Origin of the sequence: Mycobacterium hackensackense (genome assembly GCF_025822555.1) — a bacterium.
In the GTDB taxonomy this organism is placed as follows: domain Bacteria; phylum Actinomycetota; class Actinomycetes; order Mycobacteriales; family Mycobacteriaceae; genus Mycobacterium; species Mycobacterium fluoranthenivorans.
Genome location: NZ_JACKUC010000030.1, coordinates 2,014,244 through 2,036,271, shown reverse-complemented (window position 1 = coordinate 2,036,271; position 22,028 = coordinate 2,014,244). Strand labels below are relative to the sequence as shown.

The following is a 22,028-nucleotide window of genomic DNA, read 5'->3' as shown; positions in this document are numbered from 1 at the left end:
GGCCGCGATCCGTCAGGGGCGCGTTTGCCGTCTCTTACCCGAGTACATCCGCTCGTCTGCGGTCTTGAGCAGGTGGCTCAGCACGGCTTCCGAATCACCGGTCGGCGTCGGGCCTTCGGCTCGGGCGCTACCGATGCTGACGCTGATGCCCTCGCGCGACAGGAGCTGCCGCAGGGCGTCGGCCACTTGTTCCTTGGTGCGATCCGGCTGAACCGCCACCGCGATCCCGAACTCGTCACCGCCCAACCTGGCCGACACCGCGTGCAGTCCCACCGTGCTGGTGATGCCGGCGGCCACGCGCCGCAGCACCTGGTCACCGTGGTCATGCCCATAGCTGTCATTGATCACTTTGAGGTCGTCGACGTCGACGAGTAGCACATCGACACCGTCCGGCGAGGTTTCGATCAGTCGCCGCGCGCGCAGATCAAAGGCGCGCCGATTCGCCAGCAGCGTCAACGGATCCGTGGTGGCGACCATGTGACTGCGAGCGATCGCCTGACGGATCTCACTGGTGTACAGCCCGTGCAGGAGCACCGTGCCGTTGACGGCCAGCAACAGCACCATGGTCTGCCCGACGCCACCGAGCGGGTCGGTGTCGCCGGCGGCAACCGTCCGGACGCCGAACACGATGATGACGACGCTGGACACCGCGATGTGGACCAGACGGGGTATGGCGGTGAGAAAATGCGCAGCGTAGGCACCCACCACCGCAAACAATGCGGTGCCGAGCAGCGCGGCGGCGGCGTTCTGGAACGCCGCCAGGATCACCGTCAGCCCGGTGTCGGCATAGCCGACGAACAACGTCGGAGCGGGTTGCCAACGCGCGCGCTGCGACCACCACACCGACCCGAGGTGCAGTCGGGTGGTGGCAATGGCGACCGGGAGCGTGGTGAGGGAGACCACCAGCACGACACCTCTGGCCACGGGTGCCTGCGGCCCGTCCGACGAGGCCAGGGAGAACATCGCGATGACACCGAACAGCAGCACGAACGCCGCTATCGCGTACCTGAAAACCGACTCGCGCAACAGCAGGCCGTCGAGAATTTCGCGTTGCTGCAGCCGTGACCGCAACGCCATCATGATCCCCCGATACACCCGTCCCTGGGTCGATAGTAGCCATGCACGGTGGCCTGGGCGTTTCCGCACAGGCATCGCCCGGCCATGCCGTCGCGGAGATCGGGTGTCAGCCGAGGCCGGTCAGCGTTGCCCGGGCCACCTCATCGATGACGTCGGAGACTTCGCCGCGACGCCGCCACGCCGCCAGCTGCCGGCCGGCCCCGTTGCCCTCGGCGAGCACGCGCTGTAATTCCGCAGTCACGGTGTCATAGTCCCCCACGGTCTGCAGCGCCTCTGTCACCCGAGCCAGCAGCGCTTCCAGCATGCGCGGCGCGGGCACCAATGCGTGACTATCGATCAAGTCAACGGCGAAGCCGCCCAAGCCATCTCGTGACGCACGCCAGTACGCCGTGGCCAACGCGTGTCCCGAGACGGGCTCCTGTGACCGGCCGCGCTCGATATCGTCGAGGGCGGTCATCACCAACGCGCGGACCAGCGCGGCCAGCAGCACGGTGTCACCGACCGTCGCGGGCACATCCGCGACGCGCACCTCGACGGTCGGAAACTTCACCGACGGACGCACGTCCCAATAGACCATCCCGTCGTCCAGCGCGGCGCCGGAGGTGAGCATGATGTCGACCAGTGCGTCGTACTCCGCGGCAGAGGCGAAATGCGGTGGCGGGCCCGCACTGGGCCAGCGCGCCCACAGCACGCTGCGCCAGCTCGCATACCCGGTGTCGGCGCCGCGATAGACCGCCGAGTTCGCGGACAATGCCAGCAGCGTCGGCAGCCACGGCCGGAGCCGATTGCTCACCTCGATACCGGTGTCCCGATCCGGGACGGCGACATGCACATGGCATCCGCAGATGCCCTGCTCGTGCGCGATCATCCCGAACCGCTCGGCGATCTTTCGGTACCGCGGGGTGTCGGTGATCGGAAAGTGCTGCGGCACGGTCGGCGGCAGTCCTACCGCCAGCAGTCGGGTGCCGGCATCCGCGGCGGCCTGGGCCGCGCCCGCGCGCAGTGTCGACAGTGCATCGCGGAGCTCTCGGGCACCGTGGACCACCGGCGAGGTCGTCTCCACTTGGCAACTGGTCAGCTCCAACTGCAGATCGAGGCCGCGCTGTTCGGCGTATTTCGCCACGTCACGATTGCGGGGCACGGGTTCTCCGGTGCGGGGATCGACGAGGAGGAACTCCTCTTCGACCCCGACCGTCGGATGCTCAACCATGTCCGGGGATTCCCCCAGGTGGCATGCCCGCAAACCAGCGCCGTTGAAGGACACGTGCTCTCGCACCCTTTCCCGGCGCGGAGCCGGCGAATTCCCGCCGATTACTCTGTTAGTTGCAGTAACGTCGCGGTCATGGCGTGGATCCTCGGTGGTTATCAGAGCGATTTCGCCCGCAACCTGCACCGCGAGGGTGCCGATTTCGCGGCACTGACCGCCGAGGTGGTCCGTGAGACGTTGACCGCCGCGAAGACACGGCCGGCCGATATCGGCGTGGTACACGTCGGCAATGCGTTCGGCGAGATGTTCGCGGCCCAGGGCCACCTGGGTGCCATGCCCGCCACCGTCGAGGACGCGCTGTGGGATGTCCCCGCGTCCCGGCATGAGGCGGCGTGCGCGTCGGGCGGGGTGGCGATCTTGGCCGCGCTGGCCGACCTGCGGGCCGGCAACTACGACAGCGCCCTGGTGGTCGGCATCGAATTGGAGAAGACGGTGCCCGGCGACCTCGCCGCGCAGAATCTCGGCGCGGCCGCATGGACCGGGCACGAGGGTGCGGACGCGAAATTCATGTGGCCCCACATGTTCTCCCGGGTGGCCGACGAATACGACCGGCGTTACGGCCTCGCAGACGTTCACCTCGACGCCCTCTCGGCACTGAATCACGCCAACGCCAAGGCCAACCCGAACGCACAGACCCGGGAGTGGGCGGCAACCACCGACAACCCGGTCGTGGAGGGCCGGATCCGGCGACTGGATTGCAGCCAGATGACCGACGGGGGCGCCGGCGTGGTGCTGGTTTCCGACAGCTATCTGCGCGACCATCCCGAGGCCCGACCGATCGCCCGTATCGACGGTTGGGGGCACCGCACCGTCGGCCTGGGACTGCAGCAGAAACTGGACCGCGCCGAGGCGGATCCGTATGTGCTGCCCCATGTCCGGCGCGCCGTCGTCGACGCCTTCACCCGCGCCCAGGTGACCCTGGAGGATCTGGACGGTTTCGAAGTGCACGACTGCTTCACCCCGAGTGAGTACCTGGCGATCGACCATATCGGTCTCACGGGGCCCGGCGAATCGTGGAAGGCCATCGAGAACGGCGAGATCGAGATCGGCGGCAGGCTGCCGATGAACCCGAGCGGCGGCTTGATCGGCGGCGGTCATCCGGTCGGCGCCACCGGGGTCCGGATGCTGCTCGACGCGGCCAAACAGGTCGCCGGAACCGCCGGGGACTACCAGGTCGACGGCGCGAAAACGTTCGGCACCTTGAACTTCGGTGGCAGCACCGCCACCACCGTCAGTTTCGTCGTCTCCCAGGGGTTCTGATGAACGTAGAAGTGGTCGCCAAGTATCTGTCCACCCTCCCCGAGGAGGACGACCACCCGTACCGCACCGGCCCGTGGCGCCCACAGACCACCGAATGGGATGCCGTGGACCTGCGCGTCGTCGAGGGCGAGATCCCCGGCGATCTGGACGGGGTGTACCTGCGCAACACCGAGAATCCGCTGCATCCCGCGTTCAAGACCTATCACCCTTTCGACGGCGACGGCATGTTGCACATCGTCGGATTCCGGGACGGAAAAGCCTTCTACCGCAACCGCTTCATCCCGACCGACGGCTTCCTCGCCGAGCAGGAAGCAGGTGGCCCGCTGTGGCCGGGCATCGCCGAGCCGGTCGAACTCGCCCAGCGCGATCACGGCTGGGGTGCACGGACCTTGATGAAGGACGCGTCGTCGACCGATGTGACCGTGCACCGCGGGGTCGCGCTCACCAGCTTCTACCAGTGCGGAGACCTGTACCGGATCGACCCGTACACCGGGGACGCGCTGGGCAAGGCGGACTTCTCCGGCGGCTTTCCCACCGACCTGGGTGTCTCGGCGCACCCCAAGGTCGACGGCACCACCGGCGAACTGCTGTTCTTCAACTACGGCAAGCAGGCCCCGTACATGCACTACGGCGTGGTCGACGAGCGCGATGCCCTGGTGCACTACGTCGACGTCGAACTCCCCGGCCCGCGACTGCCGCACGATATGGCGTTCACCGAGAACTATGTGATCCTCAACGATTTCCCGCTGTTCTGGGATGCCGAAATGCTCAAACACAACGCGCACATTCCCCGGCTGCACCGGGATCTGCCGTCCCGGTTCGGGATCTTGCCACGGCGCGGCGGGTCCGGCGAGATTCGCTGGTTCGAGGCCGCGACGACGTATGTCCTGCACTTCACCAACGCCTTCGAGGACGGCGACGAGATCGTGCTCGACGGGTTCTTCCAGGGCACCCCCGAACCGACCGACGCCGGAACCGCCGACGGGATGGATCCGCGGTGGCAGCGGTTCTTCCGGTATCTGTCCCTGGACGGGATGCAGACCCGGCTGCACCGCTGGCGGTTCAACCTGCGCACCGGGCAGACGCGCGAGGAGCAATTGTCCGACAGCTTGACCGAGTTCGGCATGATCAACCCGTCCTATGCGGCCAAGGACTACCGCTACACCTATGCCGCGACGGGCAAACCGGGCTGGTTCCTGTTCGACGGACTGGTGCGCCACGATCTGCACACCGGTTCCGAGCAGCGCTACGCGTTCGCCGACGGGGTGTACGGCAGCGAGACCGCCATGGCGCCCCGCCTCGGGAGCAGCGCCGAAGACGATGGCTACCTCATCACCATCACGACCGATATGACCGCCGATGCGTCGTATTGTCTGGTGTTCGACGCTGCCGGACTCGCCGACGGCCCGGTGTGCAAACTGCAACTGCCGGAACGGGTTTCCAGTGGAACCCACTCGACCTGGGCGCCGGGTTCGGAGCTGCGGCGCTGGCGGGAGTGATGGAGCCCGGCCCGACCGTGAACGCCGTCGGCAGGATGCTCGGCCTGCTCGGTGACGAGTGGACGCTGCTGATCGCCCAGCAGGCGCTGTTGGGCGCCACCCGGTACGGGGAATTCGCCGCGCGGCTGCCGATCTCGAATGCGGCGCTGACATCGCGGCTGGCGAGCATGACGTCCGAAGGGCTGCTGGACCGGGCGGGCCGAGACTATCGGCTGACCAGCAGCGGCCGGTCACTGTGGCCGATGCTGGTGTCCATCTGGGAATGGGAGCGCCGCTGGGTGCCCGAGCATGCGCTGCCTGCGATGTGGCACTCCGGCTGCGGTGCGCAGTGTGCGCCGTCGCTGACCTGTGGCGGCTGCGGCGCGGCCACGACCGAGAAAACCCTGGATGCCCGGTGGGGTCCGAGCGGATCCTGGGCGCGGTCCATGCCCACCGTCGCCACCAGGCGGCGATCCCAGGGCGACCGAGCGGGCCTGTTCCCGCAGACCATGACCATCCTGGGCAACCGGTGGTCCTTCGCCGTCATGGTCGCCGCCTTTGTCGGCACCAGCCGGTTCACCGATTTCGCCGCCCAACTCGGCGCCCCGCCCGGCTCCCTGTCCGACCGGCTGCAGATCCTGGTGGCCAACGACGTCCTGACCACCACCGACGGCCGCTACCGATTGACCGAGAAGGGCCGCGCGGTGCTGCCCATCCTGGTGACCGCCCTGGACTGGGCCCAGCGCTGGCTCGCCACACCCGAGGGCCCGGCCGTCGAGCTCACCCACACCACCTGTGGCGCCGCCTTCCATGCCGTACTGGCCTGCGATCAATGCGGGGAGGTCCTGCACGGAAGGTCGGTCGGCATCGTCCCCACCGCGTAGCCGGACCACCACACATGCTGCGCCACACCGGGTATCGGTGGTCACCTGGTGAAAAAATTCTCGAACTCAGGACTGGCACTCTCGCATCGAGAGTGCTAAAAATAGAACTGCACAGTGATTTGGCTGCCCGCCAGGGTGGTGGGCTCTTGAGCGAATGAGGAGGTGGATTACTGTGCTCCGTTTCGATCCGTTCAGTGACCTTGACGCCCTGACCCGCGGGCTGCTCACCAGCCAATCCGGATCATCGCGCACCCCCAGGTTCATGCCCATGGACCTGTGCAAGATCGATGACCACTACGTTCTGACCGCGGATCTTCCCGGCGTCGATCCCGGCTCGGTGGACGTCGATGTGGACAACGGCACGCTGACCATCTCGGCCCACCGCACGGCCCGCACCGATGACTCGGTCCAATGGTTCGCCAACGAGCGGTTTTTCGGCAGTTACCGCCGGCAGCTCTCCCTCGGCGAAGGCATTGACACCTCAGCCATTTCAGCGACGTACGAGAACGGTGTCCTCACCGTCACGATCCCGCTGGCCGAACGGGCCAAGCCGCGCAAGATCGATATCGCGCACGGCGGCGGCCAGCGATCCATCGAACCGAATACCGTCGACTCACAGTGAGTCGCAACCGCCGGGGGTGGCGTCACAGCCCACCCCCGGCGGCTTCACGCGCGCTGTAGCCGGAACCGCAGGTTGTTGCGCACCGCCGGCCACTCGATATCCAGAATCGAGTAGACGACGGTGTCCCGGCGCGATCCGTCGGGCAGCAGCTGGTGACTGCGCAGCACCCCGTCCAGTTTGGCCCCCAGCCGCTCGATTGCCGCGCGGCTGGTGGTGTTGAAGAAATGGGTGCGGAATTCGACTGCCACACAGTTCAACTCGTCGAAGGCATGGCCGAGCAACAGAAGTTTGGCCTCGGTGTTCACCCCGGTGCGGCGCACCGAGGCGCGGTACCAGGTGGCCCCGATCTCCAGTCGCCGGTTCGGCCCGTCGATGTTGAGGTAGCTCGACGACCCGACCAGAGTTCCGTCCAGGGCCCGCACCACGAAGGAGAACGCGGCCGGGTTGCCCAGCCAGGTCTGCACCCAACGGCCCGCGGTATCCGGTGACGGGGCACCGGTGAACCACAGCCGCCCGAGATCGCCATCGGCGGCGGCTTCGGCGATCTCGTCGGTGTGATCGGTGCTCAGCGGTTCCAGCGTCACCCAGTGTTGCCCCGTCAGCGTCACGGGTTCGACGAAGCTAGTCACCCCAGGCCACCACCATGGTCAGCACCGACAGCACGATCCCGACGGCCACCGCACCCGCGCCCACGAACAGCCCGTAACCCGCGGCAATGGGCGCATGCACGTACAGCCGGAAGTACCAGCCGATCAGCGCGGCGATGATCATCGAAAGTGACAGGGCGGCAGCAGAAGCCAGCCGAGGTGACAGGCGTTGTGCGGCCATCGCGGCCGCCACGATCAACGTCGAGGCCAGCAGCACGATCAACTGCCCGACACCGAAACCGGGCGGTGGCACCTCGATGGCGCCCGTCCTCGCCCCGATGGCATTGGCCCGGCCGCCGTGGGTGGTGAGCCAGGGCAGCCATGCGCTCACGATCAGCACGAGCGCACACAGTGCCACCAGCCAGCCGGGACGCAGACGTGCCATACGGCTCAGGTTATCCGGTTGGCCACCGTAGTCTGGGTTGCCATGACGGATCTCCCCGATTGGGCACGGGAACTGGACTTGTCCCCGCATCCGGAGGGCGGCTGGTACGCGGAGACCTGGCGTAGCGCGCTGACCACTCCGCAGTCGGCGCTGCCCCCGGAGTACACCGGGCCGCGCAGCGCGGGCACCGCAATCCTGTTCTTGTTGATGCCCGGTCAGCAGTCGGCCTGGCATACCGTCCGCAGTGCCGAGTTATGGCTCTATCACCGCGGCAGCCCGCTGGTGCTGGAAGTCGGGCCGCGCCAAGCGGAGGCCTCCGAACTGCTGTTGGGCGCCGATATCGCCGCCGGCGAGCAGCCGCAGGTGGTGGTGCCGCCCGGACACTGGCAGCGGGCCCGGCATCTGGGGCGAGCGCAGCGACGGGGAGAAGCACCGGACGAACCCACACTGGTCAGCTGTGTGGTCGTGCCCGGTTTCGACTTCGCAGACTTCGCACTGGGGGCGCCGAGCCCTTAGCCTTTCCTGGGGCGAGCGAAGCGACAGGAAAGGTGGCGCCCTATGCAGGGGCACATCATCGTGTGCGGCACCGACGCGTTGGCCGAGCGCATTGCCGACGAGCTGCGCGGCGCCGGCGCGACGGTGGTCCCGCTACAGGATCCGCGGGCCCTGTCCACCGCCGATGTCCCGTCGGCCACCGCGGTGGTCTGCGTCGGCGACGATGACGCCGTCAACCTCGAAATCGCCTTGCTGGCACGCCAACTGAGCCCGCAGGTGCGGGTGGTGGCCCGACTGGCCAATGGCGTGCTCCGCGAGGCGGTCGCGTTCGGCAACGGGCCCGGCGCCATCCTCGACGTCGCCGACCTGGCCGCCCCCTCGGTGGTCGAGGCCTGCCTGGATCGCACCACCCACACCATCGCGGTGGCAGGTATCGACTTCGTCGTGTCCGGTGCCGACGTGCCGCGCGACGCCACCCTGCGCGAGATCTACGGCGACCTGGCCCCGGTCGCGGTGATCCACGGCGACTCTTCGGTGACCGCGTGTCCGGGTCGTGACATCACCGTCCACGAGGGCGACCGGACCGCCATCATCGGTACCGCCGCCGAACTGGCCGGACAAGGTATCGAGGTGTCGAAACCTTTGAGCCACAACCGGGTCCGGCGGCCGCCGCTGCGCAGGTTCTTCGATGCGGTCCGGGTACTGCGCGATGACATCAACCCGATGTTCTACCGGGCGCTGGCGGCGTCGATGACCCTGCTGATCGGGTCGACCGTGCTGTTGCGCTTCACGTATCAACGGCCGCCCGGGATGAGCTGGATCGACGCCCTGTACTTCAGCACCGAAACCATCGCCACCGTCGGTTATGGCGACTTCAGCTTCATCGACCAGCCGTCCTGGCTGCGCCTCTGGGGTATCGGGCTGATGTTCGCCGGTGTCACCACCACCGCGATCCTGGTGGCCTTCGTCGCCGACGTGCTGCTGTCGCGGCGGCTGGCCCAGTCCGCGGGCCTGCGGCGGGCCCAGCATCTGCATGACCACATCGTCGTGGTGGGCCTGGGCTCGTTCGGAATCCGGGTGGTCAGCGACCTGGTGCACGCCGGATACGACGTCGCCGTCATCGACAGCGATGAGGACAACCGATTCCTGCCCACCGCACGCCGCCTGGACGTCCCGGTCATCTTCGGCGACGCGACACTGCGCGAGACCCTCGAATCCGCCCGAGTGGCGCAGTGCCGGGCGATCGCCGTCCTGACGCCCAACGATGTGGTCAACATCGAGACCGGCATCGTGCTACGCGAGCTCACCGCAGACCAACCCGTCGTGATGCGGGTGTACGACCGGGTGCTCGGCGCCGCCGTCGCGCAGCGGTTCGGTTTCGAGAACGTGCGCTCGACGGTGGAGCTGGCCGCGCCGTGGTTCATCGGCGCCGCACTCGGTCTTCAGGTGTTCGGCACCTTCTCCGTCGGCCAGCATTCGTTCATGGTGGGTGGGGTGCGCGTGGAACCGGGCAGCGAATTGGACGGGGCGCGGATGGCGGATATGTCCACGCAGACCCGGGTCATCGCGATCACCCGACCGGGTGTGGCGACGCGGCTGCATCCACGTCGCGACACCCAACTCACCGCGGGTGACACCGCCTATCTGGTGGGGCCCTACCGCGAACTGCTGGCCACCTTGGGGAAAGGGCAGGCCGTCAGGTCAACGACGACAGGTTGAATCCCGCGCCGGTGGGGTCGGTGACCGACGCCAGCCGGCCGTACGGGGTGTCCTCCGCGGCGCGGACGACGGCGCCGCCGTTGTCGACGATCAGCTGCTGGGTCTTGTCCACGTCGTCGGCACCGAGGAAGAAGAACCAGTTCGACGGTTCACCCGCGCTCATGAACGCGGTGCCGTCCATCACGCCGATCAGCGGTTCGCCATCGAATACCGCGGTGCTGTAGCGGAATTCGTCGGTATCCCCGGCCACCTCGGTCTGCCAGCCGAAGACCTGCACGTAGAAGTCGAGCACCTCGGCGAAGTCGAGGGTGGTCAGCTGATGCCACACCGGGGTGCCGGCCACGCCGGTGATCTCCGTGCCGGGGTGACCGGTGGGCTGCCACAGCCCGACCACGCCCCCGCTGGGATCGGAGACCATGGCCATCCGGCCCTGGGCGGGGATGTCCATGGCGCCGCCGCAGCAGGCCCCACCCGCCGCCGTCACCCGGGCGAGGGTGGCATCCACATCCGCGGTGTGCAGGTAGGTGTTCCACCGGTCGATGGGATGGGTCATCAGGCCGGCCACCGGCTTTCCGTCGACGTGGGCGGTCACGTACCCGCCGTATTCGGGGCCGGCATCTTCGAAGGTCCAGCCGAAGACGGTGCCGTAGAAGCGTCGGGCGACCTCGAGATCAGAGGTGGCCAGGTCGATCCAACAGGGTGCGCCGAGTGGTGTCGTCATGCCGGTACCGACCCGCGCCGGCTCCGAAACTCATCGCGGTTGTGCGGTTTCATGGGCAACGCGCCGGATGTGCCCACGGAATCGGCACAAATGCGTCGCGGCAGCCGCGCGCACGCAATGCAGATGCCACGCGCCCCAGGAATCGCCGATCACGCAGCAGTCCTGCACTCACCCGGATGACGGTCCACCCCTTCTCCTCGAGCAGCGCCGCCCGGTCGATGTCCCAACTGCGCTGCTGGGCATCCGTCCAGTGCTGGGCGCCGTCGTATTCGACCGCAACATGGAATTCGGGCCACCCCATGTCGAGGCGCGCAAACGCGCGTCCGTATTCGTCGAACACCTCGATCTGGGTGTGCGGGATCGGAAAACCCGCCGATATCAGAGCAAGCCGGGTCAACGACTCGTACGGTGACTCCGCTCCCCCGTCGACGAGTGGCAAGACCTTGCGCAGCTGCTTCAACCCGCGCGCTCTCGCATGCCGCTGCGCCACCTCTTCGATCTCGATGACCTTGACGTTCGTGGCGGCAATCAACGCGTCGATCCGCTGCACCGCTTCCGTGACGGGCAGCCACCTACCGAGGTCGAAAGCGGTCCGGGTAGGCGTCGTCGTCGGTATCGGCGTGCCTGTCACCTCATCGGGGTGCAGGCGCTCCGTATGCACCGTCAGTAACGCGGGCGGACGCCGGTTGCCATGTAACAACTGCGCGGGTTCGCCAGGTTCAATCCACTTGGCGCCCAGCATCGCCGACGCCGACAACCCGGCCACCACGCCCTCACGGCCGGACCACAGCCAGGCAGCGCACGCACGCAGTTGGGGTGTCAGCTCAGCACCGCGTGGAATCCACACCCCGGGGTAGACGGCTTGGTAGAACCGCCGAAGCTCCCACGATGTCAGCGCGCCGGCGTCGAGCATCTCGCCCGCGCGAAACGGCCAGTCGATGGCTTGCATGCGCCGACCATCGCAGTCGCACCCGACGATTCAGGGCCCTACTCAGCCGGTTATCCACAGGCTGGCCGTCGCGTTTGTGCGGTTTCGGCGGGCCGCTACGGCACGTCGCCCACGAAACCGCACAAACGCGTCAGGAGAAGACGGTCCTGAACTTGTACAACGACTGCTGGATATCGGTGCGCAGCGCGGCGGCCACCACCATGCCGATCGGCCCGAACAGCGCCGGACCACCCAGGTGGATGTCCAGCTGCACCGCCGATCCCTCATCCACGGACTTCACCTTGGCGATCAGCTTGACCTTCACGCCACCCTTGCCGTCCCCGTTGAGGGTCATCGACTCCGGCGGCTTGTAGTTCACGATGGTCCAGTTGACCCGGTTGGCCATGCCCTTGACCTCGACGATGGAGTCGATCTTGGTGCCCTTGTCCAGCGTCTGCGGCAGCGTCGAGCGCCACACCCGGTGGATGCTGAGCCACTCGGAGAACCGGGACAGATCCGACGCGGCTTCCCATGCCTTCTCCGGCGACAACGGCACGTCGACGGAGACCGATAGCTTGGCCATTTACGCCGGGTGGGTGGGGTCGATGTTGCGGGCCGCGTTCTTGGCCGCGTCCTGCGCCTTGTCGACGATGCCCTGGTACTTGTCCCCGGTCTTCTCGTCCACGATGTCGCCGACCTTGTCGATCGCGGCTTCCACCTTGTCGGTGTTCTCGGCGATCAGGTTCTTCGCCTTATCCAGAAAACTCATGGGGCCTACCTTATCGCCACAGTTTGCGGGGTTCGCCAGACACTCGGCCCTCGATCCACCACAACACCTCGATGACCGCGGCGGCCACCAACCCGATGCCCAGCGCCAACGATGTCTGCGCGACATTGCTGGGATCGAGCATGAACTTCTCCTGGGCCAGCGGGATCGAGAAGATCACCACGTAGGCCAGCGCGGACACCGCCACGAGTGCCACCCGCCACCACTGGTAGGGCCGGGCCACCACGGCCAGCACCCACACCGCACCCACCAGCAAGGTGATCAGCGCCGCCGTGGACGCCTGGGTCTGCTCGACCTTGGTCGCATGCGAACCCTGGTAGGCGAGCAGATAGGAGATCAGCGTGGCCAGGCCGACCACCACACCGTTGGGCACCGCCGAGGTCATCACCCGGCGCACGAAGCCCGGATGGGCTCGCTCGTTGTTGGGCGCCAGCGACAGGATGAACGCCGGGATGCCGATGGTGAACCAGGCGGCGATGGTGACGTGGATCGGCTGGAACGGGTACAGCAGGGCATCGGATCCGAACAGTTTCGACGCCAGGCCGCCGAGACCCACCAGCGCGGCGAGCAGCACCGAGTAGACGGTCTTGGTGAGGAACAGGTTGGAGACCCGCTCGATGTTGCCGATCACCCGGCGGCCTTCGCCGACGACATACGGCAGGGTGGCGAACTTGTTGTCCAGCAGCACAATCTGGGCCACGGCACGGGACGCCGAGCTGCCCGATCCCATGGCGACACCGATATCGGCATCCTTGAGCGCCAAGACGTCGTTGACGCCGTCGCCAGTCATCGCCACGGTGTGCCCGCGGGACTGCAGGGCGTGCACCATGGCCCGCTTCTGGTCGGGGCGAACCCGGCCGAAGGTGGTGTACTCATCCAGCGTGGACGCCAGCTCTTCGGGCTCATCCGGTAGCCGGCGCGCATCGAGGGTTTCGCCGTGCAGGCCCAGTGTGCCGGCCACCGCACCGACGGAGACGGCGTTGTCACCGGAGATGACCTTGACCGCGACCTTCTGCGAGGCAAAGTAATCCAGGGTGTCGCGGGCATCCGGGCGCACCCGCTGCTCCAGCACCACCAGCGCGGCGGGGGTGATGGTGCCGGGGGCGTCCGGGGCATCCACGGCGGTGTCGGATGATCCGAGCAGCAGCACCCGCAGCCCGTGCGCCCCGATCTGCTCGGCCTCTTCGGCCTCAGGGGAGGCCGGGTCCAGCAGCACATCGGGCGCCCCGATCACCCAGTTGCCGTGGTCGCCGTAGGAGGCGCCGCTCCACTTGGTGGCCGATTTGAACGGTGCCGAGGCGGTCTGGGTCCAGCCGGGCGGCATCTTGTAGGCCTCGGCGATGGCGGCGATGCTGGCGTTGGGGCGGGCGTCGTCGGCGGCCAGTTGGGCCAGTACGTCGGTCACATCTTCGGTGCCAACCCCGCGGTCGCTACCCAGCTTCTTGAGATCGCTGACTCGCATCCCGTTTTCGGTCAGCGTGCCCGTCTTGTCCGCGCACACCACGTCGACCCGGGCCAGGCCCTCGATGGCGGGCAGCTCCTGCACCAGGCACTGCCGCCGGCCCAACCGGACCACGCCGACGGCGAAGGCGATCGAGGTCATCAGCACCAGACCTTCGGGCACCATCGGCACCAACGCCCCGACCATCCGCAGCACCGACTCGCGCCAGCCGACGTCGGTGGTGAACAGCTGGGTGTAGATGATCAGCGCGCCGGCAGGCCACAGCAGGTAGGTGATGAACTGCAGGATCTTGTTGATCCCGCTGCGCAGTTCGGATTTCACCAGGGTGAACTTGCTGGCCTCCTCGGCCAGCTTGGCGGCGTACGCCTCACGGCCCACCTTGGTGGCGCGGTAGGCACCGCTGCCCGACACCACGAAACTGCCCGACATCACCGGATCGCCGGCGTCTTTCTGGATCGGGTCGGCCTCACCGGTCAGCAACGATTCGTCGATCTCGAGGTTGGCGCCCTCCAGTACCTCGCCGTCGACGATGATCTGGTCACCGGGCCCGAGTTCGATGATGTCATCGAGCACCACCTCGTTGGGTGACAACGCCACGGTCCCGGACTGCCTGCGCACCAACGGTTTCGCCTGCCCGACGATGGCCAGCCGGTCCAGGGTCTGTTTGGCCCGCAACTCCTGGATGATGCCGATCGCGGAGTTCGCGACGATCAGCAGGCCGAACAGGCCGTTGATCACCGACCCGGTGGCCAGCACGATCGCGAACAGCACGCCGAGAATCGCGTTGATGCGGGTGAACACATTGGCCCGCACGATCTCGGACACGCTGCGTGCGGCCCTGGTCGGGACGTCGTTGGTCTGCCCGTCGGCAACCCGCTGGGCGACCTCGGTATCGCTGAGTCCCGAAATGATCGTCGTCACTTGGTGAATACCGCCTCGTCGTAGTACTCCAGGGTGAGCTTGCCGCCGTCGAAGGTGGCCTTGGAAATGCTTCCGGGTGGGGAGTTTTCGCTGATGAACGAAAACGTGAAGATATTGCCGTCCCAATGGGTGAGTTCGACGGTGTCCCCGCGTGGACCGAGGGTGAGCGCCAGTGTGCCGTTCTTCTCCGCGATGACGGCCGGTCCCCAGTAGTCATTGCGGTAGGTGCCGACATAGCTCGACAATGGTTGTGCCGGTGCGGGATTGGCCGTCCGCTCCGCGCCGACCAGCGAGCCGACCGGTTCGCTCATCGGGAGCATCGCCCCGGTGTACAGCTTGTACCAGTCCTCCCGCACCGAACCGAATTGGACAAGGTCGGCGAATTCGGCAGTGAGCGCCTCGGGCACACCGGACGGGGTGGCGTTGGTCAGCGCGACGATCGCCACGTCGGCCGACGGCAGGAACAGGACATTGGTGCCGGCGCCGAGCTCGAACGCGCCGGAGTGGCTCAGCTGGGTGCGGGCCGCCGAGGTGGTGCCCACGTTGAACCCGAAACCGTAGGAGCCCGTACGCATCGCAGGTTCCGACGGCGGGCTGGACACCACCTGGGGAGTGAGCGCGGGCAGCAGGGCCTTCGGGTCGATGAGCTGGCGGCCCTGGTAGCTGCCGTTGGCCAGCACCATTTCCAGCCAGTGCGTCATATCGTTGACCGACGAACTGACCCCACCGGCCGGAGCCTGCTGGTCGGCGTCGCGGACGAACTCGGGCTGGTATCCGCCGTCGATGCGGATATGGCCCACCGCGCGGTCTTTGCGGCCTTCGTAGTCGGCGAAACGGTAACTGGTGGAGGACATTCCAAGCGGACCGAACAGCACGTCGCGGCCCAGCTGGTCCCACGACTTACCCGCTGCCGCGGCGACCGCCTCGGCACCGGCGGTCAATCCGTAGTTGGTGTAGGCGTAGGAGATCCGGAACGGGTCCAGTGGGAGTTGGCGCAGCCGTTCCAGCACCTGCCGGCGGTCGTAGCCGATATCCTCCAGTAGATCGCCGGCGTGGTCGGGCAGGCCGGAGCGATGGGAGAACAGGTCACCGATGGTGACCATCCGGGTGACGGCGGGATCTGACAGCGCGAACCACGGCAGCTTGCTGATGACCGGGGTGTCCCAGCCGATCGCCTTTTCACCGACCTGGTGTGCGACCACGGTGGCACTCAGCGGTTTGGACACCGAGGCCAGCTGGAAGACGGTGTCCGGGCCGACCTTGTTGGCATCGCCGGTTCCGGCTCGGTTGTCCTTGACACCGAACCCTTTGGCATAAACGGTTTTTCCACCGTGCACCACCGCGACCGCCAGACCGGGGATCCCCGATTTGCGCATGAGTTCTTCGGCGATTCCGTCGAGTTTGCCGACTGCGTTCTCGACCGCGTTGTCGGGCAACGGCATTGCCGGGACGAGCGGGGGCGGTTGATCGGACAGGATCCTCGCCGGGCCGGTCTCCGGCGTCGTGCAGCCAGCGAGCAGCGCGACAGCCGCGATGCACAATATCCGTCTCACAGGGAAGAACGCTAGCCGCTCAGAGCCGCCACCATGCGTCTATCGGCCGTGCCGTGGCTGCGCCGTCGACCCGCTGCCCGGGTTTGGGCGTCGCCACGGTCACCCCTTCCGCCGAGGCGGCGGTCAGCAGTCGCTCGACGGGTTCGGACCACGGGTGCGGCGCCAGCCGGAAGGTGGCCCAGTGGATCGGTACCAGCAGACCGGCGTCGGTGACATCGCGGTGGGCGCGGACAGCGTCCTCGGGGTTCATGTGAATGTCGGGCCAGCCCGGGTGATAGGCGCCGATCGGCATCAAGGTCAGGTCGAACGGGCCGTACTCGGACCCGATCCGGCCGAAGCCGTTGGTGTACCCGGTGTCGCCGCCGAAGAAGGCGCGGTGCCGGGGACCGATCACCGTCCACGACGACCACAGGGTGGTGTTCCGGGTGAGGAACCGGCCGGAGAAGTGCCGCGCCGGCGTGCACACCAGCCTGAGCTCGCCCAGCGTGGCGCTCTCGTCCCAGTCGAGCTCGACGATCCGGTCCGGCGGGACACCCCAGATACGCAGGTGGGACCCGATGCCCAGCGGAACGTAGAACTTGGCCCGCTGCGACCTGGCCAGCCCCTTGATGGTGTCGATATCGAGGTGGTCGTAGTGGTCGTGGCTGATGATCACCGCATCGATCGCGGGTAAGGCGTCGAGTTCGACCGGCACGGGATGCAGCCGCTGGGGCCCCACGGCACGCGACGGGGAGCAGCGCTCGCTCCACACCGGATCGGCCAGCACGCGATAACCGTCGACCTCGATGACCGCCGACGAGTGGCCGAACCAGGTGACCGCCAGGTCGGCGGCCGGGGCGGTCGCCGTCGGGCGTACCAGCGGAATCTCACCGCCCGGCCGCTGTTGGTCGCCGGTGAACAACTCGCGGATCAGCGACCACTGCTGCTGCCTGGTCAGTTGCACCTCGGAGGCGGGCTCGCGGTTGACGAACACCCCGTCGCGGTAGTTCTGGGAGGTCTTCGCCGCGGCACCGATATCGGCGGCGCCCAGCGACTCGGGGGCGCCGCGCAGGGCACGCAACGCCCAGCCGCCGGCCACCAGTGCTGCGGTGCCACCGACCACCCGGGCCGCTTCCGCGATCATCGCTGCTCAGGCCCCCGTGAAGTTCGGCGGCCGCTTCTCGATGCGCGCCACCTGCGCTTCGATGACATCCGGGCTGGCCCACGCCTTGTTGAACATCCGGGTGTGGTCCCCGCGGACGGTGTCATAGGCACCGTCGTCGTTGAGCACCCGCTTGGAATGTGCGACCGACAGGGGCGCGTAACCGGCGATCTCGGCGGCCCAGGTCTGCGCGTCGGCCAGCGTGCCGGTGCGGTTGACCATCCCGGTCAGCAGCGCGGTGTCCAGGTCGAGGCGTTCGGCGGCGATCAGCATGCCCCGGGCACGGCCATGGCCGACCAGCGACGTCAGCCGGCGGATGCTCCAGTTATCCAGGGCCAAACCGTATTTGGCGATGGGGAACTGGAAGTAGGTGCTGGGGGCGGCCACCCGCAGATCGCAGATCATCGCCAAGATGACACCGGCGCCGATCGCCGGGCCGTTGAGTGCGGCGATGATCGGCACCGGGCTGGCGTCGATCGCCAGGTTCAGGGCCAACGCCTTGTCCGGGAGTTCCTTGGCCACGCCCTCGGCGTCGGACAAGTCGGCACCGGCGCTGAACACCGTGCCCTGGCCCGTCAGCACGATGGCCCGCACGTCAGATCCCGACGCCTTCTCGATCTCTTCACGCAATCCATCGACAAGTGCGCCGTTGAGCGCATTGCGCCGCTCGGCCCGCTGCATTTCCAGAGTCAGGACATTCCCGTCCCGGGTCACTCCAATCATGGTCGCCAGCCTATATAGGTTCCTCGGGCATGCACCTTCCGGCGTAGCTGCGGTGCAGTTGCTGCCGGGATACTCCCAGCCGCCTGCCGATCTCTCCCCAGGACATCCCGGCCTGTCGGGCCTTGAACACAGTGGCGTCGTAGTCGGCGAGGATTCGCTCCCTCTCGTCGCGCACCATCGCGAGCTTTCGCGCGATCGCCCCGCTGCAGAACTCCTGGAAGACGGGGTCGTGATCGGGCGGCGGGGGTCCTTGTCCGGCCCGCTCGAGAGCTTCCAGCGCCTGGCGAGCCGTGTCGGTCAGGGTCGGATCGTCCCGCCAGTCGGCGTGGTCATCGTCGTCCTCATCGTCGCCCCACACGTCGTCCATCGCTTGAGGGTGCCGCTGCGCACCGACAACATCGCCGCTCTCGGGTGGTTCTCTTCTGAACTGTGTCAACAATCGCTGACACAGTTCAGAAGAGACCCGCCTGGGAGCCCGTCGCATAACCTCATCCCGTGAGCCGGACCCCAGCCCTCGCCGTCCGAGATGCCGTCCTCGACCCGGGATCGTTCCTCAGCTGGGACAGTCCGCCGGTGCAGGTGCCCACCTCGGAGGCTTACCGCAGAGAACTCGACGCGGCGCAAGCCAAATCCGGGCTGGATGAGTCGGTGATCACCGGCGAGGGCACCGTGTTCGGCCGCCGGGTGGCCGTGCTGGCCTGCGAGTTCGACTTTCTGGCCGGATCCATCGGGGTGGCCGCGGCGGAACGCATCACCGAAGCGATCCAGCGCGCCACCGCCGAGCGGCTGCCCTTGCTGGCCTCCCCCAGCTCGGGGGGCACCCGGATGCAGGAGGGCACCGTCGCCTTCCTGCAGATGGTGAAGATCGCCGCCGCGGTCGAACTGCACAAACGGGCGCATCTGCCCTACATCGTCTATCTGCGGCACCCCACCACCGGCGGTGTCTTCGCGTCGTGGGGCTCACTTGGACATGTCACGGCCGCCGAACCGGGCGCGCTGATCGGTTTCCTCGGTCCCCGGGTCTACGAACACCTCTACGGCGAGCAGTTCCCGGAAGGTGTCCAGACCGCGGAGAACCTGTTCCGGCACGGCGTCATCGACGGCGTGGTCCCGGTCGAGGCGCTGCGGTCCGTCCTGGACCGCACGCTGGCGGTGCTGGTCGACCCGCCTGGGACCCCACCACCGGCGCCACCGGCCCAGCCGATCCCCGACATCCCCGCCTGGGATTCGGTGACGGCATCCCGTCGCGCCGAACGCCCGGGTGCGGAGTACGTGCTGGCGCACGGGACCACGAAACCGGTGCCGCTGTCGGGTACCGGTGGGGACACCAGCCAGATGCTGCTGGCACTGGCCCGCTTCGGTGACCAGCCGGCCGTCGTCCTGGGGCAGCAGCGCATCGGCACGCTGGGCCCGGCCGCGCTGCGTGAAGCCCGCCGCGGCATGGCGCTGGCGGTGAGCCTGCGGCTACCGCTCGTCTCGCTCATCGACACCCGCGGCCCGGCGCTCTCGGTGGAGGCCGAACAGGGTGGGCTGGCCGGCGAGATCGCCCGCTGTCTGGCCGAATTGGTGACCCTGGACACCCCGACGGTGTCGGTGCTGCTGGGTCAGGGCAGTGGCGGCCCGGCCCTGGCGATGGTGCCCGCCGACCGCGTACTGGCCGCCCAGCACGGCTGGCTGGCCCCGCTCCCCCCGGAGGGTGCCAGTGCCATCGTCTTCCGTGACACCGATCACGCGCCGGAACTATCTGCCGCACAAGGTATCCGGTCGGCCGACCTGTTACTCAACGGGATCGTGGACACCATCGTCGACGAGCGTCCGGACGCCGCCGACGAACCGCTGGAGTTCACCACGCGGCTGTCGATGACCATTGCCGCCGCGCTGTACGAGCTACGCACCATGCCCGACACCGAACGGCTCGGCCTGCGGCTGCACCGATATCGCCGGATCGGGCTCACACCTCGATAGGCGGTTTGAGCCGTTCCATCGTGTACTGCCTGTCCCGCCTGGCCGCGAACGAACTGGCGGCCAATGACACCAGCAGCACCCCGGTCAGGACGGCGATCGCGATCCACAACCGCGAATCGATTCCGCCGGCGATCAACTGGCGCAAGCCGTTGACCGCGTACGTCATCGGGTCCACCGGGTGCAGGATCTGGAACGGTTTGGCCGTGGTCTCCACCGGATAGATACCGCCGGCCGAAACCAATTGCAGCATCAGGAAAGCCAGCGTCACGACCCGCCCGACCGACACCCCGAACAGGGCGTTGAACGCCTGAATCAAGGCCAGGAAGGTCGCCACGATCAGCAGCAGGAAACCCACCGTGGCGATCGGATGACGGGCCTGCAGGCCGACGCCGAAGTGCACCACCAGATACATCACCCCGACCTGGCAGACCGTGATGAGCAGCGCGGGCCAGTACGACGCCAGCACCACCCGCAGCGCGCCGAGCCCGTTGATGATGGGCCGGGACTGCACCGGTTTGAGCAGCATCCAGATGATCAGCGCACCGATGAAGAGCGCCAGCGGCAGGAAGAACGGCGCGAACCCCGTGCCGAAGGTGGCGGCGGCGTTGTCGGTCTGGATGTCCAGAGTCACCGGCGCGGCCAGGGTCTTGGCGACCGCAGTGCGCTGCTCCGGCGTCCAGGACGGGACTCGGGTGGAACCCTCCTTGAGCTTGGCGGCCAGCTCCTGGCTACCCGCGCGCAGCTTGCTGGTACCGGCCGCGAGTTGTGTTGCTCCCGAGGAGAGTTGGCCTCCCCCGGCGGCCAGCTGCATCAGTCCGCTGTTGAGCTTGCGCGCACCGCTGTCGAGTTGGTGCACACCGTCGCGCAGCTTCACCACATCGGCGCGCAGCCCGCCGTTGAGTGCGCGGGTGAGAAACACCCGCAGCTTGCTGTTGGGGTCGCCGAGTTCGTTCTCCAGCTGTGTCGCGCTGTCGCGCAATCTGTTCAGTCCGTCGTCGGTGGTGGGATCGATTCCCTTGGCCCGCAGTAGTCGCTGCGCGCCGGACAACACGTCACCGGCATCGCGCACCGCCGGATCGGGGTTGGCCTGCAACATGCCCACGGCCTGATCCACCAGCGTCGCCGCCTGGGCCTGGTCGATGTTGAGCGCGGCGATCCGATCGGTGGTCGAGCGCACCGCCCCGGACAACCGGGACGCGACGAATCCGACCTCGTCGGGATCCAATCCCAGATCACCGACTCGGTCCAGCATGGTGACCAACGGACCCGTCGCGGTATCCACGGACGCGGACAGCTGACGTGTCCCGGCGGCCAGCTGCGCCGAGCCGTCGCGTGCGGTCACCAATCCGGCCGTCAACGCACCGGCACCGTCGGCGAGTTTGTGCGCGCCGTCGTCGGCGGCCGCGGTGCCCGTGGCCAACTGGCCCGCCCCGTCGGCGGCCTGGACCAATCCGGCACCGGCGTCGGTCAGTCCGGTCAGCACGGTGCCCAAGGTGCGCTGCCCGATGCTTGCGTTGACCTGGTTGATGACTTCCCGGGCGGCGTTCTGCCCGATGATCGAACCCAGATAGTTGTTGGCGTCGTTGAACTTGAACTGGATCTGCGCCTGCTCGGGCGAGCCGCCCGACGGGGAGGCGACATCGGCGCTGAAGTTCTCAGGCAGCGTCACCGAGAAGTAGTACTTGCCGCTGGACACCCCCGCCGCGGCCTCGGTCGACGACACCCGGTGCAATTGCAGCTGGCCCGAATCGACCAGTGCGTCAGCCACTTCCGCCCCGGCGCGGACCTGCTGACCGTCCACGACGGTGCCGGTGTCCTCGTTGACCAGTGCCACCGGGATCTTGTTCACCTCGGCGAACGGATTCCAGAACGCCCACAGATACATGGCGCCGTACAGCAGCGGCATCAGGATGACGGTGACCAGCGCGATGCGGGGCAGCGCGCCCCGGGAGAAGCGCTTCAGATCGGTACCCAGCGACATTCCGGCAAGCAT

General features: G+C 67.6%; 21 protein-coding genes. 7 read left to right on the top strand and 14 right to left on the bottom strand.

The window, feature by feature from the left end:
- Window positions 1–12: 12 nt before the first annotated feature.
- Window positions 13–1,077 (bottom strand): GGDEF domain-containing protein, encoded by a 1,065-nt coding sequence (locus tag H7J86_RS19350; RefSeq protein ID WP_187096925.1) that lies wholly within the window; start codon window positions 1,075–1,077, stop codon window positions 13–15.
- A 106-nt stretch (window positions 1,078–1,183) separates the two neighbouring features.
- Window positions 1,184–2,287: a glutamate--cysteine ligase 2 gene (locus H7J86_RS19345; RefSeq protein WP_267292680.1), complete on the bottom strand. Its 1,104-nt coding sequence runs from the start codon at window positions 2,285–2,287 to the stop codon at window positions 1,184–1,186.
- Between the two features lie 132 nt (window positions 2,288–2,419).
- On the opposite strand from H7J86_RS19345, the gene H7J86_RS19340 reads away from it, so the two are divergent.
- The 4 genes from H7J86_RS19340 to H7J86_RS19325 all read left to right on the top strand — a co-directional run bounded on the left by H7J86_RS19340 (window position 2,420) and on the right by H7J86_RS19325 (window position 6,588).
- Window positions 2,420–3,604: an acetyl-CoA acetyltransferase gene (locus H7J86_RS19340; protein ID WP_187096927.1), complete on the top strand. Its 1,185-nt coding sequence runs from the start codon at window positions 2,420–2,422 to the stop codon at window positions 3,602–3,604.
- Window positions 3,604–5,103: a carotenoid oxygenase family protein gene (locus tag H7J86_RS19335; RefSeq protein ID WP_267292678.1), complete on the top strand. Its 1,500-nt coding sequence runs from the start codon at window positions 3,604–3,606 to the stop codon at window positions 5,101–5,103. Before H7J86_RS19340 ends, H7J86_RS19335 begins: the two co-directional genes overlap by 1 nt.
- Window positions 5,103–5,966, top strand: a complete 864-nt coding sequence (locus H7J86_RS19330) for a winged helix-turn-helix transcriptional regulator (protein ID WP_267292676.1) — start codon at window positions 5,103–5,105, stop codon at window positions 5,964–5,966. The genes H7J86_RS19335 and H7J86_RS19330 overlap by 1 nt, the downstream gene beginning before the upstream one ends.
- A gap of 172 nt (window positions 5,967–6,138) precedes the next feature.
- Window positions 6,139–6,588, top strand: a complete 450-nt coding sequence (locus tag H7J86_RS19325) for an Hsp20/alpha crystallin family protein (protein WP_090354710.1) — start codon at window positions 6,139–6,141, stop codon at window positions 6,586–6,588.
- 44 nt (window positions 6,589–6,632) lie between these two features.
- Here the strand turns inward: H7J86_RS19325 and H7J86_RS19320 are convergent, their stop codons facing one another.
- Both H7J86_RS19320 and H7J86_RS19315 read right to left on the bottom strand, forming a co-directional pair.
- On the bottom strand, window positions 6,633–7,217 hold the full coding sequence (locus tag H7J86_RS19320; RefSeq protein WP_187096929.1) for a GNAT family N-acetyltransferase: 585 nt from the start codon (window positions 7,215–7,217) through the stop codon (window positions 6,633–6,635).
- Complete coding sequence (locus tag H7J86_RS19315; protein WP_090354706.1) at window positions 7,210–7,620, bottom strand: hypothetical protein; 411 nt, start codon at window positions 7,618–7,620, stop codon at window positions 7,210–7,212. Before H7J86_RS19315 ends, H7J86_RS19320 begins: the two co-directional genes overlap by 8 nt.
- Before the next feature lie 42 nt (window positions 7,621–7,662).
- On the opposite strand from H7J86_RS19315, the gene H7J86_RS19310 reads away from it, so the two are divergent.
- Entirely contained in the window at window positions 7,663–8,136 is a 474-nt protein-coding gene (locus H7J86_RS19310) for a cupin domain-containing protein (protein WP_267292674.1), read from the top strand.
- A 42-nt stretch (window positions 8,137–8,178) separates the two neighbouring features.
- Window positions 8,179–9,834 carry an NAD-binding protein gene (locus H7J86_RS19305; RefSeq protein ID WP_090354703.1) on the top strand — a complete coding sequence of 552 codons (1,656 nt, stop codon included), beginning with the start codon at window positions 8,179–8,181 and terminating at the stop codon, window positions 9,832–9,834.
- On the opposite strand, the gene H7J86_RS19300 is transcribed toward H7J86_RS19305, so the two are convergent.
- From H7J86_RS19300 to H7J86_RS19260, 9 genes are all read right to left on the bottom strand, one after another.
- Entirely contained in the window at window positions 9,812–10,555 is a 744-nt protein-coding gene (locus tag H7J86_RS19300; protein WP_267292672.1) for a VOC family protein, read from the bottom strand. The two genes, H7J86_RS19305 and H7J86_RS19300, sit on opposite strands and share 23 nt — an antisense overlap.
- Window positions 10,556–10,604: 49 nt before the next feature.
- A complete protein-coding gene (locus H7J86_RS19295; RefSeq protein ID WP_267292670.1) occupies window positions 10,605–11,504 on the bottom strand; it encodes an endonuclease domain-containing protein in 900 nt (299 codons plus the stop codon).
- 130 nt (window positions 11,505–11,634) lie between these two features.
- Window positions 11,635–12,066: a type II toxin-antitoxin system Rv0910 family toxin gene (locus H7J86_RS19290; protein WP_090354694.1), complete on the bottom strand. Its 432-nt coding sequence runs from the start codon at window positions 12,064–12,066 to the stop codon at window positions 11,635–11,637.
- On the bottom strand, window positions 12,067–12,252 hold the full coding sequence (locus tag H7J86_RS19285) for an antitoxin (RefSeq protein ID WP_090354693.1): 186 nt from the start codon (window positions 12,250–12,252) through the stop codon (window positions 12,067–12,069).
- A gap of 10 nt (window positions 12,253–12,262) precedes the next feature.
- Window positions 12,263–14,662: a cation-translocating P-type ATPase gene (locus H7J86_RS19280; RefSeq protein WP_267293030.1), complete on the bottom strand. Its 2,400-nt coding sequence runs from the start codon at window positions 14,660–14,662 to the stop codon at window positions 12,263–12,265.
- Complete coding sequence (locus H7J86_RS19275; protein WP_372517295.1) at window positions 14,650–16,206, bottom strand: serine hydrolase; 1,557 nt, start codon at window positions 16,204–16,206, stop codon at window positions 14,650–14,652. Before H7J86_RS19275 ends, H7J86_RS19280 begins: the two co-directional genes overlap by 13 nt.
- Window positions 16,207–16,225: 19 nt before the next feature.
- Window positions 16,226–17,329 carry an MBL fold metallo-hydrolase gene (locus H7J86_RS19270; protein ID WP_267292668.1) on the bottom strand — a complete coding sequence of 368 codons (1,104 nt, stop codon included), beginning with the start codon at window positions 17,327–17,329 and terminating at the stop codon, window positions 16,226–16,228.
- A gap of 6 nt (window positions 17,330–17,335) precedes the next feature.
- Complete coding sequence (locus H7J86_RS19265; RefSeq protein WP_090354685.1) at window positions 17,336–18,070, bottom strand: enoyl-CoA hydratase; 735 nt, start codon at window positions 18,068–18,070, stop codon at window positions 17,336–17,338.
- Between the two features lie 10 nt (window positions 18,071–18,080).
- On the bottom strand, window positions 18,081–18,437 hold the full coding sequence (locus H7J86_RS19260) for a hypothetical protein (protein WP_090354683.1): 357 nt from the start codon (window positions 18,435–18,437) through the stop codon (window positions 18,081–18,083).
- A 128-nt stretch (window positions 18,438–18,565) separates the two neighbouring features.
- On the opposite strand from H7J86_RS19260, the gene H7J86_RS19255 reads away from it, so the two are divergent.
- Window positions 18,566–20,035: a carboxyl transferase domain-containing protein gene (locus H7J86_RS19255; protein ID WP_267292667.1), complete on the top strand. Its 1,470-nt coding sequence runs from the start codon at window positions 18,566–18,568 to the stop codon at window positions 20,033–20,035.
- Here H7J86_RS19255 and H7J86_RS19250 read toward each other — a convergent pair.
- Entirely contained in the window at window positions 20,022–22,028 is a 2,007-nt protein-coding gene (locus H7J86_RS19250) for a YhgE/Pip domain-containing protein (RefSeq protein ID WP_267292666.1), read from the bottom strand. The genes H7J86_RS19255 and H7J86_RS19250 overlap by 14 nt on opposite strands.

Excerpts from the sequence above, each read along its gene's own strand:
- H7J86_RS19330 (WP_267292676.1), top strand. The coding sequence starts at position 5,103 with ATGGAGCCCGGCCCGACCGTGAACGCCGTCGGCAGGATGCTCGGCCTG.
- H7J86_RS19315 (WP_090354706.1), bottom strand. The coding sequence starts at position 7,620 with ATGGCACGTCTGCGTCCCGGCTGGCTGGTGGCACTGTGTGCGCTCGTG.
- H7J86_RS19295 (WP_267292670.1), bottom strand. The coding sequence starts at position 11,504 with ATGCAAGCCATCGACTGGCCGTTTCGCGCGGGCGAGATGCTCGACGCC.
- H7J86_RS19290 (WP_090354694.1), bottom strand. The coding sequence starts at position 12,066 with ATGGCCAAGCTATCGGTCTCCGTCGACGTGCCGTTGTCGCCGGAGAAG.
- H7J86_RS19300 (WP_267292672.1), bottom strand. The coding sequence starts at position 10,555 with ATGACGACACCACTCGGCGCACCCTGTTGGATCGACCTGGCCACCTCT.
- H7J86_RS19260 (WP_090354683.1), bottom strand. The coding sequence starts at position 18,437 with ATGGACGACGTGTGGGGCGACGATGAGGACGACGATGACCACGCCGAC.
- H7J86_RS19310 (WP_267292674.1), top strand. The coding sequence starts at position 7,663 with ATGACGGATCTCCCCGATTGGGCACGGGAACTGGACTTGTCCCCGCAT.
- H7J86_RS19345 (WP_267292680.1), bottom strand. The coding sequence starts at position 2,287 with ATGGTTGAGCATCCGACGGTCGGGGTCGAAGAGGAGTTCCTCCTCGTC.
- H7J86_RS19305 (WP_090354703.1), top strand. The coding sequence starts at position 8,179 with ATGCAGGGGCACATCATCGTGTGCGGCACCGACGCGTTGGCCGAGCGC.
- H7J86_RS19285 (WP_090354693.1), bottom strand. The coding sequence starts at position 12,252 with ATGAGTTTTCTGGATAAGGCGAAGAACCTGATCGCCGAGAACACCGAC.
- H7J86_RS19340 (WP_187096927.1), top strand. The coding sequence starts at position 2,420 with ATGGCGTGGATCCTCGGTGGTTATCAGAGCGATTTCGCCCGCAACCTG.
- H7J86_RS19250 (WP_267292666.1), bottom strand. The coding sequence starts at position 22,028 with ATGCTTGCCGGAATGTCGCTGGGTACCGATCTGAAGCGCTTCTCCCGG.
- H7J86_RS19335 (WP_267292678.1), top strand. The coding sequence starts at position 3,604 with ATGAACGTAGAAGTGGTCGCCAAGTATCTGTCCACCCTCCCCGAGGAG.
- H7J86_RS19270 (WP_267292668.1), bottom strand. The coding sequence starts at position 17,329 with ATGATCGCGGAAGCGGCCCGGGTGGTCGGTGGCACCGCAGCACTGGTG.
- H7J86_RS19350 (WP_187096925.1), bottom strand. The coding sequence starts at position 1,077 with ATGGCGTTGCGGTCACGGCTGCAGCAACGCGAAATTCTCGACGGCCTG.
- H7J86_RS19265 (WP_090354685.1), bottom strand. The coding sequence starts at position 18,070 with ATGATTGGAGTGACCCGGGACGGGAATGTCCTGACTCTGGAAATGCAG.